This window comes from Clostridioides sp. ES-S-0010-02 (assembly GCA_020641055.1).
Lineage (GTDB): Bacteria > Bacillota > Clostridia > Peptostreptococcales > Peptostreptococcaceae > Clostridioides.
This window is the reverse complement of the sequence record CP067345.1, coordinates 1,319,256-1,337,433: the sequence shown is the minus strand read 5'-3', so window position 1 is coordinate 1,337,433 and position 18,178 is coordinate 1,319,256. Positions and strand designations below refer to the sequence as shown.

Genomic DNA, 18,178 nt, shown 5'->3' with positions numbered 1-18,178 from the left:
AGTAATGTATTATATTAACTAACTTTAGTAGTATTTTCATTTGACTTACTATTCATTTCAATAAGCTCTTTACGTCTTTCTTTAGTCATATTCATCCATATAAATGTAAACACCAATCCAATTATGGCTACTATAGTAAGAACAATGAAGTAGTACTTATATCCAGTTACACCTGGAAATGCATCTAATATCTTTCCTGCTGCTAGAGGACAAAGTACTTCTGGAAGATATCCTAATGTAGCAACTATACCTATAGCAGTTCCTGATATTGATAGTGAATAATTACCTTCTTCAAGTAATGAATAATGTAAACCTTGAATTGCATACATAGATACATATATTGCAACACATCCAATCAATAGTACATAAATCATAGAAGATTTCGTTGGTGTAAAGATTACACCTAAAAGTCCTGCAATCATAAGTATAAATCCATAAGATATAATCTTTGATGAACCAACTTTATCTCCAAGCAATCCAGAAGCAGCTGATGCTACTGGTCTACAGTACTGAGCTAATATTGATATTGCAGATGCAAATACTACAGTAGCTCCAAATGCTTCAGTTGAATACGGCGTAAAATAATAAAATGACATATTAGCTGAATATGAGCAAAACATTATTATTGTTATTATCCATGTATGAGGCATTTTTATTACTGTAAAGAAAGCTTCTTTATCAAATTTGGCTGATACCTCTTTTTCATTATCTTTTAACTTAAAAAATACTAATAATCCAACTATTACATTTATAGCTGAATACAGTACTATAATAGCTGTAAGACCAGATTTATCACTTACTTTTGATGAAATATATCCAAATAATATTAAGACTATAGATAAATGAATTGCATTGGTAATTCCACGACCACTTTCCATAAATCCAAAAGCTTTTCCTTGTTCATTTTCAGATGCTAACATCCTGACAGCTTTTACAAGAGCTGGCCAAAAAGTAAGTATTGTTGTTATTCCCCATAAAGCATGGATTAAAAATACAACAATATATGGAGGATAAAGCGTTAATACAAGACCAGATACCCCTGTAATAATTAAAGAACCTGAAAGTAGTTTTCTGGCTGAAATACGGTCTGCTAAGAAACCACCAAAAAGGTATGATACCATTGCAAGTAGACCATAAATGCTTCCTAAACTCCCCATTTGTGTATTTGTAAGATTAAATGCTTGTGCAAAAGTGTCATAGTAATAATTCTTTAAATATGGTAAAGCATATATAAAGGCTCCTGCTACAAAGAGTATTATCAAGACTTTGAAATTTTTCCAAATGCTTGGTTTATTCACTTCAACTGACATATTTCCTCCTTATGTAAATACTCATAAATTTTTATGACAACTAATTATTGATTTTTTAACATTTCAATATATTATAGATTTATTGATATGTTAAGTTAATTTATCCATAATTTTTAGTGAACTAAAGAGATACGCTTTTAGTTCACTAAAATAATTATATTTTTATTTATAGGAATCTCCAGAATTATTAGATACCTTCTTTTCATAGTTCTTCCATATCATTAAACCTGTTATTATAACAAAAAGACCTCCACCTATCATTTCAATCTCATAGACTATATTATCCTTTAAAGTCTCCATAACTGGTGCTGTTGAGAAAAGTATCCCTACTACAGTCACTACAAGTACCATTCTGGCTATATTGATACAAACTGAATCACTTTTTGCAATTGAGTATGGTCTTTCTTCGTTTGGTCTTGTCTTTCTAAGTCTTATATATGACGTAAAAAGTAATACATATGGAAACAAGGCTGTTAATGCTGTCATAGTTACAAGGACATTATATATATTATCTACTGATGGCAGTAAATTTGTTCCTATAAGAAGTAGACTCACTATTATAGCTTGAATTACTACAGCATTTGATGGTATATTGTGTTTATTTGTAACAGTTAATTGCTTAGGAAATACACCTTCTTTTACATTGCCAAAAAGCATCTTTACTGGACCTGCTATATAAAGTATTAGTGCTCCAAGTACTGATAAAGTTATCCCAAATGCTACTACTCTTATAAACCAGCTTCCTATTCCTAAATCTTGTGCAACTTTAGCTAGCGCATCTAGTATTCCTGTCGATGCTGCAATTTCATCTGGAGGAAGTATCATTGTTATTGCTACTGAACCTAGGATATAGATTCCTCCTATTAAAACAGCTACTGTCAATATAGCTTTAGGGAAGTTTTTCTTAGCATTATCCATTTCGGTTATGAAATTAGCAGTTGTTTCAGCTCCTGATAGTGCAAATATTATAGCAGATATAGAAACTAGTGAATTAGCATCTATCTTTGGTATTATATTTTGGATTGTATATACAGATGCTGATGGAGCTTTTTTGAGAATAACTACAGACATAAATGCCATCACTATAAGTAATATAGCAGGAATTGTAGAACCTAATGCTCCTGTATTTGTAAAGAATTTTCCAAATGCCATTCCACGAGTACTTACTAAGGATAACATCCAGAATATTATGAGTGAAAGCACTAAAATAAACATCTTATTGTTTGATAGAGCTGGATTTCCAAGCATATAAGCAATATTTATAGCTAAGAATGTCAAGAATGAGGAATACCAAAATATCTTTGATGTCCAATTTAACCATGACACCATAAATCCCCACTTCTCTCCATAAGCCTGTTTAACCCATTCTCCAAGTCCACCATCTTTTGGATATGTTGCAGCCAACTCTGCACATATAAGTGATGCTGGAACAAAGAATATAAAAGCAAACAATAACCAAACTGGTATCGAACCAAGACCCAACCCAAAACTAGAGGCAGTAGATTTAGCTATCCATCTAATCCCAAATAATGCTGATATATTCATAAATACTAAATCCCAAAATCCAATCTTCTTTTTCACTGTAATTCCTCCAATTTCAAATTTACTTAAATTCATACATATGTACTAATTTAAATATCAAGTATAAGCTCTTCAACACTTCTTGGATAATTAGTTATAATTGTAGCACTATTTTTACCTACTATTGCTGTATCTGAATGTCTAAATCCTCCAATTCCAGGTATATATATTCCTGGTTCCATAGAAAATACCATTCCTTCTTCTAATATTAATTCATTGTCAAATCTTAAATATGGTTCCTCATGTTCTGATAAACCTAAACCATGACCTATTCTGTGATTTGAATATAACTCTAGACCATGCTTTGCAACAACAGCTCTTGCTGCTTCATCCACCATTCTTGCTGGTATACCAGCTTTTATTGTATCTAATCCAGCTTGTTGAGCTTCTACTGCAATCTTAAATACTTCTTTTTGTCTTTCTGTTGGCTTACCTATAATAAAAGTTCTTTCATTTTCTGCTCTATAGTTTTCATACCAAACCTGTCTACTATGTATTACTATATCTCCTCTTTGAAGTATCCTAGTATTGGAGTCTAAATGTGGTTGTGCTGTTCTATCGATGCCTGAACAAGTCCAGTTTGCAAATCCGATATATGTATCAGGATAATTTTCAGATACATATTTTAGTAAAGCATTATCCCCTGCAACGTCAAATTCCAATTCACTCATCCCAACTCTAACATTTTCCAAAGAACCTTTTATTCCTATATCAGATAAGTAACCAGCTATCTTTAAAAATTCTATCTCTCTTGCATCTTTTACATATCTCATTTCAAATATTTTACTTCCAACATCTTTAATAGCAAATGATTTCTCAGTTATATATTCTGAAAAGCTTGCAGATACTATATCTTTTTCTATCCCAACAGTTATTCCTTTAGGATATCTATTTAAAATTATATCTAAGTAATGTTTATGTGATATTCCATGTTCTTTCATCTCTGGTATTTCATAATATACATATACATTATCAACTTTTGCAACTTCTTTAGCATGTAGCTCCTCTAATCCAGGTACTATTAATTCTATTTTATCTTGAGTTACTACTGTTACAATTGGTCTAGAGTAAGTTATTGCTTTAAATCCACTAATATAAAATTGGTTGTCTGGTTCAAATATTAGGGCAATTTCAATGTTTTTTTCATTCATATACTTTCTTAATCTTTCTAGTCTCATATTATTTGACATAGTGCACCTCTTTCTCAATATTTAGATAATTTATTCAACACAACAAAGATAAACATATTATTTTAAAATTATTAACATTTTTATTAATTGTTGTATTCGTATGTAAATTAAATTTATTTGTGATTATTTTATCATAATCATGATTATTTTGTCAATCATGATTTAATTTTAAAATATTTTTTATATTATTATGATTTTAAATTATCTAAAATATAACAAGTATACATTATATTTTGGAATATTATTCTTGATTTATGGTAAATTTAATGATAAAATCACGATTATATAAACTATATTGATTATTTGTAGGTGAATAAAATGACAAATAAAGAGTTACAAAAGAAAAGGATATTGATGTATTTCATAGAAGCTGCTCAAAACATTATGGAAAATGAAGGAATAGAAAATATTACACTTCGTAAGGTTGCAGATATGGCTGGCTATAACAGTTCAACCCTATACAACTACTTTAAAAATTTAGACCATCTAATATCATTTGCATCTATAAAATATTTTAAAGATTATAACTTGAATATTTCGAGGTGTATAGAGAATGTAAATGATGAATATAAGAAATATATAATTATGTGGAAATTATTTTGTAAACATTCTTTTGAAAATGCCCAAGCTTTTTATCAGGTATTTTTTAACTTGTCCAGTTATGAGCTTAGTTATATAACAAAACAATATTATGATATGTTTCCAGAAGATTTGGGTATTCATGACAGTGATATATCTTTAATGATTACAGGAAAAAGTATAAAAGAAAGAAATAAAATACTGTTGAACAATCTTGTAGATACTGGATATATACCAGCTAAAGATTTAGACATAATCAATGATATAATTATTTCTTTTTATCAAAATCTATTATTCTCAAAAAAGAACACAGGAAAAAATTCTAATGATGATGAATTAACTATGAAAATGATTTCTTCTATTGAATACATAATAAAACATGCTAAGTAATATTAAAATAGCCCTCTTTATATAAAGAGGGCTAAAACACGTCTATTATTTTTTTATTTTATTATGCAATAAGTTTATATATCATCACCTAAAACTACTTCTTCCATTTCGTGCTTTTTACTTCTCATCATTAGCTCTATTCCAACTTCTTTAGGATTTGCACCTTTAGTTATCACAGAATATATAGCATTAGTTATTGGCATATCTATATTCAGCTTTTCAGCAACATCATGTGCTACTTCAGTAGCCGTTATTCCTTCTACAACCATCTTTACTTCTTTTAATGTATCTTCTAAGCTCATACCTTGACCTATAAGTATACCCGCTCTTCTATTTCTACTATGCATGCTTGTACAAGTAACTATTAAATCTCCAATGCCTGAAAGGCCTGCAAATGTAGACATGTTAGCTCCCATAGCAGTACCAAGTCTACTCATTTCACTAATTCCTCTTGTCATAAGAGCTGCTTTTGCATTGTCACCATACCCTAAACCATCACATATACCAGCACCGAAAGCTATAATATTTTTTAATGCTCCTCCAAGTTCAACTCCAACTATATCTGGATTTGTATAAACTCTAAGTTTAGGGCTCATAAATAAATCCTGTATACTCTGTGCTATTTTTAATTCTTTAGAGGCTACTACTACTGTAGTAGGTATATTTCTTGCTACTTCTTCAGCATGAGATGGACCAGATAGTATTACATATGGATTTTGTGGCAATTCTTCTTCACATACCTGAGACAATCTAAGTCCAGTGCCTTTTTCAAGACCTTTTGCTACATTAACGATAATCTGTCCAGCTTTTACAAAGGGTTTTATTTTTTCACAAGTACTTCTTACTGCTTGAGATGGAACTGCTAAAACTATTACTTTGCAATTTTCTATAGTTTTTTCTATATCAGTACTTATAGTTATATTATGTGGAAATAATACTCCTGGTAAATAGTCTGTATTTTCTTTAGTCCTGTTTATTTTTTTAGCTTGTTCTTCTTTTCGAGTCCACATGCTAACATCATTACCTTTATTTGCAAGGCCTAAAGCTAATGCACTTCCCCAACTTCCAGTACCTAATACACATACTTTCTCCATGTTTAACACCACCTGAGTATAATATATTTACTATTCTTTCTTTTGACCAATTTTTCTTTCTGTCCCATTTAACAATCGCTTTATATTTGCTCTGTGATTATATATTACTGATATGGTTAAAAACAAAGCTACAACTAACCCTGCTTTATTTTTTGCTATAATCATAAATATTGGTGAACAACCTATACCAACAACAGAACCTAATGAGACATATTTTGTTATAATTACCACCAATATAAACACTGCCAAACACATTAATGTTATTGCTGGATTTACAGCAAGCATTGCACCTAGCGAAGTTGCAACACCTTTACCCCCTCTAAATCCTAAAACTGCTGGCCAATTATGACCTGCTACAACACATATAACTGCTAGATATCCAGCTAAAAGAGTATCTATACCAACCAACTTTGCTGCAATTTCCGATATCAAAACAGCAATTACACCTTTAAAAACATCACCTAAAAAAGTCATTGCTCCTGCTCTTTTCCCAAGTGTTCTAAGTACATTTGTCGAGCCTGCATTACCCGAACCTTGAGTCCTTATATCAACCCCAGCAATTCGCTTTGCAACTATATACGAAGTTGATATATTGCCTAATAAGTATGCAATTACAGCAATAATTATATAACTAAATATTTCCACTGAACTTACCCCCTTTAGTTATATTTTAGATATTTACTTTTTATTTTTTTGTCTATACTCAAACTTTATAGAAGTTCCTTCAAATCCAAAGTTTTCTCTTATCTTATTTTCAAGGTATCTTTGATATGAGAAGTGAGTTAAGTTCTTGTCATTTATAAATAAAGTAATTTTAGGAGGTCTAATGTCTGTTTGAGTTCCATAGTAAATTTTTAATCTTCTACCTTTATCAGATGGTGGCTGATTTAACATTACAGCTTCTCCAATTACTTCATTTAATGCTGAAGTTGATATTCTCTTAGAATGCTCATTTGATACATATTCAACTGTGTCTAATATTTTATTCATTCTTTGATTAGTCTTTGCAGAAACAAATACTATTGGAGCATACATCATAAATGGGAATTTTTCTTTTATATCTTTTGTGTAATTACTCATTGTCTTATTATCTTTTTCTATTAAGTCCCATTTATTGACTACAAATATACATCCCTTGCCTTCATCATGTGCTATACCTGCAACTTTTGTATCCTGTTCTGTAACGCCTTCCAAAGCGTCTATAACTATTAACACAACATCTGCTCTATCTACAGCACTCATAGCTCTTATTACGCTGTATTTTTCTATTGTCTCATATATTTTGCTCTTTCTTCTAAGCCCTGCTGTATCTATAAGAAGAAACTTCTGTCCATTTTTTTCAAAATAAGTATCTATTGCATCCCTAGTAGTTCCTGCAATTGGACTTACAATTACTCTTTCTTCTCCTAATATCTTATTAAGTATAGAACTCTTTCCTGCATTTGGCTTACCTGTTATAGCTACTCTTATTATATCTTCTTCATACTCTGTATCTAATCCTGCTGGAAAATTTTGAACTATCTCATCTAATAAGTCTCCAAATCCCATACTATTGGCTCCTGACACTCCAAAAGGAGTTCCAAAACCTAATTCATAAAAATCGTATATATTATCAAACTGACTTTGACTATCAATTTTATTAACCACTAAAATTACTGGTTTTTTTGTTTTTCTAAGTATCTGAGCAATTTCTTTATCAGCAGCTGTTATTCCAGCCTTGCCATCAACTATAAAAAGTATTACATGTGACATATCCATTGCAAGCATAGCTTGATTTCTCATTTGAGATAATATTATATCTTCGCTATCAGGCTCAATACCTCCTGTATCTACTAATGTAAAATATTTATCTAACCATTCTACTTCTGCAAATATTCTATCTCTTGTAACTCCTGGTGTATCTTCAACTATTGATATCCTTTTTCCTGCAAATTTATTAAATATTGTAGACTTACCAACATTTGGTCTCCCAACTACAGCTACAACTGGCCTACTTATACTCATGTTGTTTCTCCTTCCATCTTTTGTTTTCTATTTTAAAATTTTATCCACAAAATCTTTTCCTTCATTTAAACATGGGATAATTTTTATTTTCATAAGTTCTTCTAACTGATTTAGTTCAATATTATCTAAGAAAATTTCTTCATCTGCTTTTAACATACTTCTTGTTATATAAAGAGCTTCTCCCAATTCCTTATGCTCAAGTTGCTCTTTTAAATCTTTAGCTGTTAAAAGGCCTGATACTGTTATTGTTTCTCCAAAAAACTTGTTTTTTATTTCATAAACATCTATTTGAAGATTTTTAAACTTGTCCATCATAGCATCTGCCATACTTTGTATAAATTCATATGCAGAATGTCCAGTAGCTATTGATACCTTTTTATCTCTTTTGAGAATATTCTCAGACAATGTGTTTAGATACTCTTCAATATCTGTTTTTAACTTACGTATCATACCTACACCATCTTCAAACTGTAAAAATCCTTCATACTCTTCATATCCAGGCAATTCTCTACTAGATAATATATAAAATTCATCTGATAAAAATGCAAATCGAGTTCCTATTTTCTCAAGATATATCTGTTGTATTTCATGTATTTGCTCTATAGTTTTACTTGCACCCTTATTATCAAATATATTTAATTCTACTAAATTTTCTCTATGCTTTGTAATTCCAACTGGAACTATAGCAACACTATTTACATATGGATAAAGTTGAGCTAATTCTTTTATTGTTCTATCCAATTCCTTTCCATCATTTATACCTGGACATAAAACAATTTGACAGTTCATCTCTATATGAGCATCTGCCAATCTCTTCATTATACCATATAATTTTCCTGCAAATTTATTACTTATCATTTTTTGTCTTAATTCTGGATTAGTTGTGTGCACAGATATATTTATAGGACTTATTCTGTATTTAATTATATTATTTATATCTTCTTCGCTCATATTTGTAAGTGTAACAAAATTTCCTTGTAAAAAAGACAATCTTGAGTCATCATCTTTAAAATAAAGTGTTTCTCTCATTCCTTCTGGCAATTGGTCTATAAAACAAAACATACATTTATTTCTACAACTTTTAGCTTGGTCAATTATTGGATTTGTAAATTCAACACCCAAATCTTCATCATAGTCTTTTTCTATCTCATATATGTAGACTTCGCCATCTTTTTTTTGTATCTCTACCTCTAAATACTCATCACTTAGTAAGAATCTATACTCTATTATATCATGTATTGGCTGTTCATTTACAGATATAAGTAAATCTCCTACTTCTATACCTATTTCTTCTGCAATACTATCTTTGTAAACTTTACTTATAATATTATTTATTTTTTTTACATTTACTTCCATTTTTTTCACCACTCTTTTATATTCATCAATATTTATTATAATATATTTTCATATACAGTTTATTACTTTATTATATTTTACAATAGCATTTTTAAACATTTCATGTCATAATAACACATTTTAATTCTAATAGTCAATATAAGTAAATAGCTATAAAAAGATTAAAACAAATAATATTCAAATTTAAATATTTTATAAATTTGAACATTATTTGCTCTTAAAAGTATCTTATCGTTTTAATGCTTTACTATTATTAATGTTCCATTAGTCATATCGTGAACCATTCCACCTACACACTTTGACATGAGCATCGCCTTATTTTGCAAGTCTTTTTCATCATTTGCATAAAATATTGGACAACCTCCACCATTTCTCATATTTTTATCTAGTGTAACTATTGCTAGGGTATATTCATTTAGACCTATATCCATTCCCATTTTATGCACTTCCTTTCTTTCCTATTTTATAGTTTTTCAGTGATAAGTTTTTACCTTTAGAACTTGAAAGTATTGGACATGATTTTACAGCTTCCATTACCTTTTCAACATTCCTATCTATTGGTAAATAAGCAATCATTATACTTTCATCATCTTTATTTCGTCTAGGTAATGGTACAAATGCAGGTTCTTCATAATCTCCATATAAACCTAATCTTGAATATATATTGTACACTATAGCTTGTCTTTGACCCGAATCAAATAATATTCCTGCATTAGCATAATCTCTATTTTTAGGAATTATTTGTATTCCTACACCTCTATTAATATATACTTCTCTATCACTTTTTAGACCTATATTTGTTATTCCTTTTAAATCTCCCACCTTCAATATAGATTCATTTACGAAGCTAATATCAGCAGGCATTACATCAGCTATATCTCCAATACTTTTTCTAGTAAGAAGTTTTTTAAGTATGAAAGCTAATAATAAACCACAAATTGAACTTATTATCAAACTCATACCTTCACTTATTTTAGTTTCTTCAATAATTACATAATATAATCCTATTGTTAAAAAAGATGTAACTATGCACATATAATTTCTTACTTCATAAGTTCTAGCTATCTCTTCTATAAATGCAGCTCCTCTTTTTACAAGTTGAACTTCTTCTAAGTTTTGTAATGTATTCCTTCTATTTGCTCTTACTTGTCTAAACTGTTCTGCTGCCAAAGATAAAAATGTTATCGATGTATAAGAACGATTTATAAGAGCTGGAACTAGTAATGCTCCTAATGCCGAAGCAACAAAGGCTAATATGAGCTGAGATAGTAAAACATTTGGTTGTGTAGGGTACTGTTTTTGGTCTAAATTCAACATTATAACTCTTGATGTTATACCAATAATAACTGCAACAAAAAATACTCTATCCATTAAATCACTCCTAAAATATCTAATATAAAATGTTCACTTATAAATCTACAAAGTCTTTCTAGAAAAATCACTCTGTTTTCCTTTTGATGTCTCTATGATAGGAGTACTTTTTACTACATCTATCATTACATCTATATCCTTGATTATTGGTATATATGGTATAACCACAGTGCTTTTTTCTAAGTTAGTTTTAGATATAGCTACAATATCAACCTCATCTACATCTTTATCTATACCCATATGAATAAATAGATTATGTATTATAGCTTGTCTTTGTCCTATATCATTTACTATCCCAAATGCACCCAAATCTCTTGGTATAATTTCTATAGCTAAACATTCATTTTTATATTTTTCTCTTGTATTCTCTAAACCTATATTGGTTATTATTACACCATTTACTTTTAAAATAGGCCCTTCAAAACTTACTTCAGCAGGAACTATATCTGCTATATCTGCTATACTATTTCGTCTTAGAAACCTTCTAAAAATTAAACCAACCAAAGCTCCTGCTATAACAGCTAGTATTGTACAATAAATAAAGCTAAGGTCATATCGTTTTGAAACAGTAATATAAACTATAGAAGATACTAATGCAGAAAAAAGACTGATATAACTTCTAGATTCATACGTAGATGCTATTTCTTCTACATAAGCATCTCCCTTTGGTACTAATTCTTCATTGTCTATATTTTTTAATGTTATTCTTTCCTGCTCTGCAAGACCTTGAAATTGTTGTATCGCTACTGCAAAAAATGTTAATGCTGCAAACTCCTTATCTATAAGTGCAGGTAATGCTATTGCACCCAATGAAGCTGAAAGCCCTGATATTATTATTTGCTCTAAATAATCTTGTGGTCTCGATGGGTATTGCTTGTCTGTAACTCTTAAAACTAATCCTCTACATAATATTCCTATAATTACTGCTACTATAAAAGAGTGTCTAAATAAATTGGCACCTAATAAGCTTTCTTCCATTTTCTCAGCTCCTTCTCTTATATAGTTTGTGCAAAAAACAAAAAAAATTTCCTTCTATTTAAGGAAATTTTTTTGTAGGATTGTAACAATAAATTCGCTACCAATACCAAGTTCACTTTTTACTTTTATACATCCATTTAATGATTTGACTATATGCTTCGTTATAGCCAATCCTAAACCCGTTCCTCCTACATCTCTACTTCTTGCTTTATCTACTCTATAGAAGCGTTCAAAGATACGTTCTACATCTTCTTTTGGTATTCCAACACCATTATCTATAACTTTGATTATTATTTTTTCTTCATCTTTTAAAACTACCACTTGTACAATACCATTATCTTGAGTATATTTTATAGCATTATCAACTAAATTTAAAAATACTTGTTTGATATAATCTCTATTAGAAAGTATGTTTATTGATTTATCATCACATTTATATAAAACTTCTATGTTTTTTTCACTAGCTGAACGTTGAGTTATTTCATATACTTCTCTAAATACATCGTATATTACAACATCTTCCATTAGAAGAGTGTCTTTATTTTCTACAAATGATAATAATAATATGTCGTCAATCAATCTTTTTAATCTGTCTGATTCACTTTCTATTATTTCCAAAAACCTATTTCTAGTGTTTGCATCTATATTTTCATTGGATTTTAACGTTTCAACAAATCCACTTATAGATGTAAGTGGTGTTTTAAGTTCATGACTTACATTAGCAACAAAATCACTTCTCATATTTTCAAGCTTCACTTTTTTAGTAATATCTTCTATGTTTACTATTGAGCCAATTATTACATTATTGGTATTTTGAAGATAAACTGGATCCACTTTTATTTTGTATACTATATCATCTTTAGTAGTAATCTTTGCAGTTTCATTTTCTTTAGAACCTATAAATTGAAGTATCTGCTTTAATATTTCTTCTTCTTTTATTACAGCATTGATATTATGTCCTTCAACTAGTTTGTTTGGTTCACTCTTTATCATTTCTTTAGCTTCATCATTTATCAATAATATGTTTCCATTTACATCTATAGCTAAAATTCCATGAGATATACTCTTTAATATAGACCTTAATTGTAAATGTTTATATTGTACTTCTTCCAATGTATCATCCATATTTTTTATCATATGATTAAAATTTCTGGCTAATTCGCCTAATTCGCCTTTAGCTGATATATTCAACCTAGCATGAAATTCCTTGTTACTTACTTTTTTTGAAACGTATATAAACTCTTTTAAATATTTTCTCAGTGTTACTGTATATCTTACAGACAATATTACAATGGCTATAGACAACATAACAATAAAAAAATATATGCTATTTAATTCTTCCACAAGATAACACTCCTAAAATATAACTTTTTCTAATCTATTTTGTATCCTACACCTCTTATAGTTTCTATATATTTTTCTGATTTATCTTCATCTTCTATTTTTTTTCTTAAATATCTTATATGGACATCTACTGTTCTAGTTTCTCCATAGTATTCATAGCCCCATATTTTATCTAAAAGATAGTTTCTTGAAAGTACTTTACCTTTATTCTGAATTAATAATTTTAACAGTTCAAACTCTTTAAGTGTTAACTCTATCTTTTCAGAACCTTTAGTAACTTCATGTTTTGATAAATCTAGTTTTAAATTACCTGTGGTAAGTATATTATTTTCTTCGCCTGTACTAGTTAAGTTATATCTTCTTAAAACAGAGCTAACCCTAGCTAACAATTCTTTTATACTAAATGGCTTGGTTATATAATCATCAGCACCTACTTCAAGCCCTTCAACCTTGTCATTTTCCATATTTTTAGCAGTAAGCATTATAACAGGAATATTTTTCAAGTCTTTATCACTTCTTATTTTTCTCAATACTTCTATTCCACTTATATTTGGTAGCATCCAATCTAAAAGTATTAAATCTGGTTTAACTTCCTTAGCTTTTATAAATCCATCAAATCCATCATATGAATAACTAACTTCGTAGTTTGACACCTCCAAATTGAATTTTAATAGCTCAACTATATGCATTTCATCGTCTATAACAAGCACTTTAGTATTCATTAAAAAGCTCCTCTCTATTTTATCTGTAGTACCGTTCCTATTCGCTCTGATGCCTTATTATGTTTTCTATAAGAGTGGAATTCATCTGCTCTACAACTAGTGCATAGATTTAAATTTATTATATTTTCTTTTTTGACTCCACTACATCTCAGCATATACTCATTAATTTTCCATAAATCTAAATAGTAACTTCCCTCTTTTATTATATAGAACTTTTCATCATTATTTGTAAGAATTGTGTTAAATTTTTCTACTAACTCCTCAGAAACTTCATAACAACAAGGTCCAATTGATGGTCCAATTATACATATCAAATCTTCAGGAGCTGTTTTATAAGTCTCAGACATCAATTTTATTGTTTTGTGACCTATATTACTAAAAGTACCTTTCCAGCCAGCATGTGCCAGTCCTATGGCTTTATTTTTAGCATCTATAATTGATATAGGTACGCAATCTGCTGTAAACAATAAAAGTGGTACTTTCTCTAAGTTTGTTATAAGTGCATCTCCTTCTATTTTTTGTCCTATATTCTCTCTACTAACTATGTTAACTATGTCTGAATGTATTTGAGAATTACTAGTTAAATTTTCAAACATTAAATCGCATTCCTTGCAAACCCTTAACATGTCTTCTTTACTTTTTGCATCTATATTTTTACAAGTTATAACTAGATTTATAGAATTTAATTTTTCATCAATTTCTTTACAATTGCTACTTAAGTTAACATACTCTTTAATATCTTCTACACTTTTTAGATTTATATAATCTTTCATCATTTGTCTCCTTTTTCTATTAGTATACTTTTAAGTTCATTTACAAAAGTATTTATATCTTTAAATTGTCTATACACAGAAGCAAATCTTACATAGGCAACTTCATCTAAATCTTTCAATTTATCCATTACCATTTCACCAATTCTTTTGGTTTCGATTTCTTCTATAAAGCATTTATTTATTTCATTTTCAATATGTACAACTATATTCTCAATATCTTCAACAGATACAGGTCTTTTTTCACATGCCTTTAATAGTCCATATTTTATTTTTTCTCTATCAAAATACTCTCTACTATTATCTTTTTTAATAACCATTAAAGGAGTAGTTTCTATTTTTTCATAAGTAGTAAATCTCTTTTTACATAATTCACATTCACGTCTTCTTCTAATAGATTTTAAATCTGTATGTCTAGAATCTATTACCTTTGATTCTTTATAATTGCAATAAGGACATTGCATCTGTATTCCTCCTTTGTTTAGCTATATATCAAATTCATCTAAGCTTAATTCTGAACCTATATTTACTATTATTGTATCACAACCTATTTTAAGTATATCATTCCAAAATATAACTTCTTCATCCCCTCCTCTTGAAAAAAAACTTCTACTTCCATCTCCAAAAATGGTAAATGAGACTACTTTTCCCTCATGAATATCCATATCTATGTCGATTATGAAACCCATCCTTTTTCCATTTTTTACATTTATAATTTCTTTTTCCATTATATCAGAAACTCTAATCATATTATACTCACCCTTCCTTTAAAAATAAATATGTATTTGGATAAAAAAAAATGACCTATATAGGTCATTTAAATTTAAAATTATGTTTACATTCCATGGATTACTTATACATACTTTCTCATATTTTTTAAAGCATTTTTTTCAATTCTTGATACTTGTGCTTGAGATATACCGATTTCATCAGCAACTTCTATCTGAGTTCTTCCTTTGTAAAATCTTAAATCTAATACCAACTTTTCTCTACTATTTAATTTTTTAATAGCTTCCTTAAGTGATATTTCTTGCAACCAGTTTTCATCAGTATCTTTTTTGTCTTGAACCTGATCCATTACAAATATGGCATCTCCATTATCTTGATATACTGGGTCAAATAAAGATATTGGATCTTGTATAGCATCAAGTGCCATTACAACTGACTCTACTTCTAATTCTAATTCCTTTGCTATTTCTGATACTGTTGGTTCTTTTGAATTTGTTCTAATTAATCTTTCTCTAACTTGTAGTGCCTTATATGCTATATCTTTTAATGATCTACTAACTCTGATTGGATTATTGTCTCTTAAGTATCTTCTAATTTCTCCTATAATCATAGGAACAGCATAAGTTGAAAATCTGACATTTTGACTTAAATCAAAATTATCTATAGCTTTTATAAGACCAATACAACCTATTTGAAATAAATCGTCTATATTTTCTCCTCTGTTGTTAAATTTTTTTATTACACTCAAGACTAACCTTAAATTTCCTCTTACAAATTGTTGTCTGGCTTCTTCATCACCACTTTTTATTTGTAATAAAAGTTCCTTCATTTGCTTATTTTTAAGAACTGGAAGTTCAGATGTATTAACACCACATATTTCAACCTTATTAACTTGCATACATTTCAGTCCTCTCTCAAAAAGTATTCATCTATTGAAATTATTTACATTTCCAATTTTTTTATACTTTTTAAGAAGAATTAATTTAGCATTATACAAATTTTTTCATTTCTTTTTGTAATCTTGAAATTATTTTCTTTTCAAGTCTAGATATGTAGGATTGAGATATTCCAAGCATTCCAGCAACTTCCTTTTGTGTTTTTTCAATACCTTTATCTATAAGTCCAAACCTTAATTCCATAATTTGCTTTTCTCTGTCACTTAATCTGTCAAGTGCCATAACCAATAAATCTCTATCTATTTCTTCTTCGATTATTTTATATATTTCATCATTTTCTGTACCTAAAACATCTGATAATAGAAGTTCATTTCCATCTAAGTCTATATTTAAAGGCTCATCAAATGATACCTCCGTTTTCTTTTTATTATTTTTTCTTAGATACATTAGTATTTCATTTTCTATACATCTCGAAGCATAGGTTGCTAATTTTATATTTTTATTTAATTTAAAAGTATTGACTGCCTTTATCAAACCTATAGTCCCTATAGAAATTAAATCCTCTACATCTATCCCTGTATTTTCAAATTTTCTTGATATGTAGACTACTAATCTCAAATTTCTTTCTATTAAAATTGATTTTACGGTTTCATCAGTTTCTAGCTTTTGCAAAAGTTCCATTTCTTCTGCTGGTTTTAGTGGTGGAGGAAGAATATTGGCTCCACCCATATAGTATATTCCTTTTGGCTTTATTATTTTTAATTTAATACCTAACATCGTAATAAAGCTTATGATTCTTTCTTTTAATCGTAACATCCTTTGTCCCCCTTAAATTTTTAGCTAGAATCCAGGCAATATATTTGGATTCATTATTGCCCCATATTCTCTATCATTAAAATTTGAAATACCAAGTATTATATTTCCTATCTTTTGCTCATCTACCTCTACATAATCAGCTTTTAGACCAATTATTATGCTTGTCTTATTACTTCCAGCATGTTTATAAGGTATTATTCTAACTCTCCCTGAAGTTCTGTCATCTAAACTACATATAATTTCCTGAGCTTTTTTCATATCTATATCTTCATAGTTAATATTTAATAGATTTTCTGGAATCAATCCTTCTAATACACTTGATTTGACTATTATTACATCACTTTGACTTATTGGGTCTTTTAATAAATTTCCACTATCAACTAATGCCTTACAGCAAAAGCTTTTTTCTAATAAGTTTATATTTATGGTCTTCGTAAGCTCTTTGATGTATTTAAGCATCTTCAAGTCTTTGTAAATGTACTTTAATAGTTCACAACTTACATAAGTACATGCAATTAAAAAAGATATTTTTAAATGGCTTATTCCTGTAAAATAAATTACAAAATAAGTACTTCCAGAAATAAAAATATTTACTAAATAAAAAACTAATGCTACATGAGCATAATCTTTTTTGCTCTTAGTCCTAAATGAAATTAAAGTTATAATACTCATGATTATTATTTTAAATGGCACTGTAAATAGTATATCCATTGATGGGTATAAATAAGCAACAGAGTAGGCTCCTCCTAAACTAGCCCCCAGCAACTTATTTTTTCTAGGATTATATTTTTTAGTAAGAATAGAAGTACAACTTATAATAATATAATTTATTACTAGGTTTTCTATAACATAGTACTCAATATACACCATGTATCCCCCCTTAAAACCTTTAAACATATTATAAGATAGTATGTACAAAATTTTATGTCACTTTTGACAGTCGAATCCAAAACAAATTCTATTTAAAAATAACAATGATATATGTCTTATACTTTATGTCGTCAAAAGATATTTTTTTAGCATCAAAGAAATAGACTTTTTTGTAGAA

The 18,178-nt window shown here is 28.9% G+C and carries 19 protein-coding genes; 1 reads left to right on the top strand and 18 read right to left on the bottom strand.

Annotated features, from left to right (window positions below; genetic code table 11):
- Window positions 1-14: 14 nt before the first annotated feature.
- From JJC01_06300 to JJC01_06290, 3 genes are all read right to left on the bottom strand, one after another.
- Window positions 15-1,310 (bottom strand): MFS transporter, encoded by a 1,296-nt coding sequence (locus tag JJC01_06300; protein ID UDN59461.1) that lies wholly within the window; start codon window positions 1,308-1,310, stop codon window positions 15-17.
- A gap of 162 nt (window positions 1,311-1,472) precedes the next feature.
- Window positions 1,473-2,891, bottom strand: coding sequence for an amino acid permease (locus JJC01_06295; protein UDN59460.1), 1,419 nt, complete (start codon window positions 2,889-2,891; stop codon window positions 1,473-1,475).
- Window positions 2,892-2,941: 50 nt separating this feature from the next.
- Window positions 2,942-4,081 (bottom strand): aminopeptidase P family protein, encoded by a 1,140-nt coding sequence (locus tag JJC01_06290; protein ID UDN59459.1) that lies wholly within the window; start codon window positions 4,079-4,081, stop codon window positions 2,942-2,944.
- A 318-nt stretch (window positions 4,082-4,399) separates the two neighbouring features.
- Between JJC01_06290 and JJC01_06285 the strand changes: the two genes are divergently transcribed.
- Window positions 4,400-5,050 (top strand): TetR/AcrR family transcriptional regulator, encoded by a 651-nt coding sequence (locus tag JJC01_06285; GenBank protein UDN59458.1) that lies wholly within the window; start codon window positions 4,400-4,402, stop codon window positions 5,048-5,050.
- 74 nt (window positions 5,051-5,124) lie between these two features.
- On the opposite strand, the gene JJC01_06280 is transcribed toward JJC01_06285, so the two are convergent.
- The 15 genes from JJC01_06280 to JJC01_06210 form a co-directional block, all read right to left on the bottom strand.
- Complete coding sequence (locus tag JJC01_06280) at window positions 5,125-6,144, bottom strand: NAD(P)H-dependent glycerol-3-phosphate dehydrogenase (GenBank protein UDN59457.1); 1,020 nt, start codon at window positions 6,142-6,144, stop codon at window positions 5,125-5,127.
- A 30-nt stretch (window positions 6,145-6,174) separates the two neighbouring features.
- Entirely contained in the window at window positions 6,175-6,789 is a 615-nt protein-coding gene (gene plsY, locus JJC01_06275; protein ID UDN59456.1) for a glycerol-3-phosphate 1-O-acyltransferase PlsY, read from the bottom strand.
- A 33-nt stretch (window positions 6,790-6,822) separates the two neighbouring features.
- Window positions 6,823-8,142, bottom strand: a complete 1,320-nt coding sequence (der, locus tag JJC01_06270) for a ribosome biogenesis GTPase Der (protein ID UDN60135.1) — start codon at window positions 8,140-8,142, stop codon at window positions 6,823-6,825.
- Between the two features lie 33 nt (window positions 8,143-8,175).
- Complete coding sequence (locus tag JJC01_06265; GenBank protein ID UDN59455.1) at window positions 8,176-9,504, bottom strand: DUF512 domain-containing protein; 1,329 nt, start codon at window positions 9,502-9,504, stop codon at window positions 8,176-8,178.
- Between the two features lie 236 nt (window positions 9,505-9,740).
- The gene (locus JJC01_06260) at window positions 9,741-9,941 is read right to left on the bottom strand and encodes a hypothetical protein (GenBank protein UDN59454.1); all 201 of its coding nucleotides are present in this window, start codon (window positions 9,939-9,941) and stop codon (window positions 9,741-9,743) included.
- A gap of 1 nt (window position 9,942) precedes the next feature.
- Window positions 9,943-10,875, bottom strand: a complete 933-nt coding sequence (locus tag JJC01_06255) for a YIEGIA family protein (protein UDN59453.1) — start codon at window positions 10,873-10,875, stop codon at window positions 9,943-9,945.
- A 45-nt stretch (window positions 10,876-10,920) separates the two neighbouring features.
- Complete coding sequence (locus JJC01_06250; protein ID UDN59452.1) at window positions 10,921-11,853, bottom strand: YIEGIA family protein; 933 nt, start codon at window positions 11,851-11,853, stop codon at window positions 10,921-10,923.
- A gap of 54 nt (window positions 11,854-11,907) precedes the next feature.
- On the bottom strand, window positions 11,908-13,197 hold the full coding sequence (locus JJC01_06245) for a PAS domain-containing protein (protein ID UDN59451.1): 1,290 nt from the start codon (window positions 13,195-13,197) through the stop codon (window positions 11,908-11,910).
- A 29-nt stretch (window positions 13,198-13,226) separates the two neighbouring features.
- Complete coding sequence (locus tag JJC01_06240) at window positions 13,227-13,919, bottom strand: response regulator transcription factor (protein UDN59450.1); 693 nt, start codon at window positions 13,917-13,919, stop codon at window positions 13,227-13,229.
- 14 nt (window positions 13,920-13,933) lie between these two features.
- Window positions 13,934-14,695, bottom strand: a complete 762-nt coding sequence (pgeF, locus tag JJC01_06235) for a peptidoglycan editing factor PgeF (GenBank protein ID UDN59449.1) — start codon at window positions 14,693-14,695, stop codon at window positions 13,934-13,936.
- Window positions 14,692-15,153, bottom strand: a complete 462-nt coding sequence (gene nrdR, locus JJC01_06230) for a transcriptional repressor NrdR (GenBank protein ID UDN59448.1) — start codon at window positions 15,151-15,153, stop codon at window positions 14,692-14,694. Before nrdR ends, pgeF begins: the two co-directional genes overlap by 4 nt.
- 21 nt (window positions 15,154-15,174) lie before the next feature.
- On the bottom strand, window positions 15,175-15,438 hold the full coding sequence (locus JJC01_06225; GenBank protein ID UDN59447.1) for a YlmC/YmxH family sporulation protein: 264 nt from the start codon (window positions 15,436-15,438) through the stop codon (window positions 15,175-15,177).
- A 104-nt stretch (window positions 15,439-15,542) separates the two neighbouring features.
- On the bottom strand, window positions 15,543-16,316 hold the full coding sequence (gene sigG / locus JJC01_06220) for an RNA polymerase sporulation sigma factor SigG (GenBank protein ID UDN59446.1): 774 nt from the start codon (window positions 16,314-16,316) through the stop codon (window positions 15,543-15,545).
- Window positions 16,317-16,407: 91 nt separating this feature from the next.
- Window positions 16,408-17,130: an RNA polymerase sporulation sigma factor SigE gene (sigE, locus tag JJC01_06215; protein ID UDN59445.1), complete on the bottom strand. Its 723-nt coding sequence runs from the start codon at window positions 17,128-17,130 to the stop codon at window positions 16,408-16,410.
- Window positions 17,131-17,154: 24 nt separating this feature from the next.
- Window positions 17,155-18,027, bottom strand: a complete 873-nt coding sequence (locus JJC01_06210; protein ID UDN60134.1) for a sigma-E processing peptidase SpoIIGA — start codon at window positions 18,025-18,027, stop codon at window positions 17,155-17,157.
- Window positions 18,028-18,178: the final 151 nt, after the last annotated feature.

What these genes read in the sequence shown, in the direction of transcription:
- JJC01_06300 (UDN59461.1), bottom strand. Translation starts at nt 1,310, where the DNA reads ATGTCAGTTGAAGTGAATAAACCAAGCATTTGGAAAAATTTCAAAGTC.
- JJC01_06290 (UDN59459.1), bottom strand. Translation starts at nt 4,081, where the DNA reads ATGTCAAATAATATGAGACTAGAAAGATTAAGAAAGTATATGAATGAA.
- JJC01_06285 (UDN59458.1), top strand. Translation starts at nt 4,400, where the DNA reads ATGACAAATAAAGAGTTACAAAAGAAAAGGATATTGATGTATTTCATA.
- JJC01_06280 (UDN59457.1), bottom strand. Translation starts at nt 6,144, where the DNA reads ATGGAGAAAGTATGTGTATTAGGTACTGGAAGTTGGGGAAGTGCATTA.
- JJC01_06265 (UDN59455.1), bottom strand. Translation starts at nt 9,504, where the DNA reads ATGGAAGTAAATGTAAAAAAAATAAATAATATTATAAGTAAAGTTTAC.
- JJC01_06260 (UDN59454.1), bottom strand. Translation starts at nt 9,941, where the DNA reads ATGGGAATGGATATAGGTCTAAATGAATATACCCTAGCAATAGTTACA.
- JJC01_06255 (UDN59453.1), bottom strand. Translation starts at nt 10,875, where the DNA reads ATGGATAGAGTATTTTTTGTTGCAGTTATTATTGGTATAACATCAAGA.
- JJC01_06250 (UDN59452.1), bottom strand. Translation starts at nt 11,853, where the DNA reads ATGGAAGAAAGCTTATTAGGTGCCAATTTATTTAGACACTCTTTTATA.
- JJC01_06240 (UDN59450.1), bottom strand. Translation starts at nt 13,919, where the DNA reads ATGAATACTAAAGTGCTTGTTATAGACGATGAAATGCATATAGTTGAG.
- pgeF (UDN59449.1), bottom strand. Translation starts at nt 14,695, where the DNA reads ATGATGAAAGATTATATAAATCTAAAAAGTGTAGAAGATATTAAAGAG.
- nrdR (UDN59448.1), bottom strand. Translation starts at nt 15,153, where the DNA reads ATGCAATGTCCTTATTGCAATTATAAAGAATCAAAGGTAATAGATTCT.
- JJC01_06225 (UDN59447.1), bottom strand. Translation starts at nt 15,438, where the DNA reads ATGATTAGAGTTTCTGATATAATGGAAAAAGAAATTATAAATGTAAAA.
- sigG (UDN59446.1), bottom strand. Translation starts at nt 16,316, where the DNA reads ATGCAAGTTAATAAGGTTGAAATATGTGGTGTTAATACATCTGAACTT.
- sigE (UDN59445.1), bottom strand. Translation starts at nt 17,130, where the DNA reads ATGTTACGATTAAAAGAAAGAATCATAAGCTTTATTACGATGTTAGGT.
- JJC01_06210 (UDN60134.1), bottom strand. Translation starts at nt 18,027, where the DNA reads ATGTTTAAAGGTTTTAAGGGGGGATACATGGTGTATATTGAGTACTAT.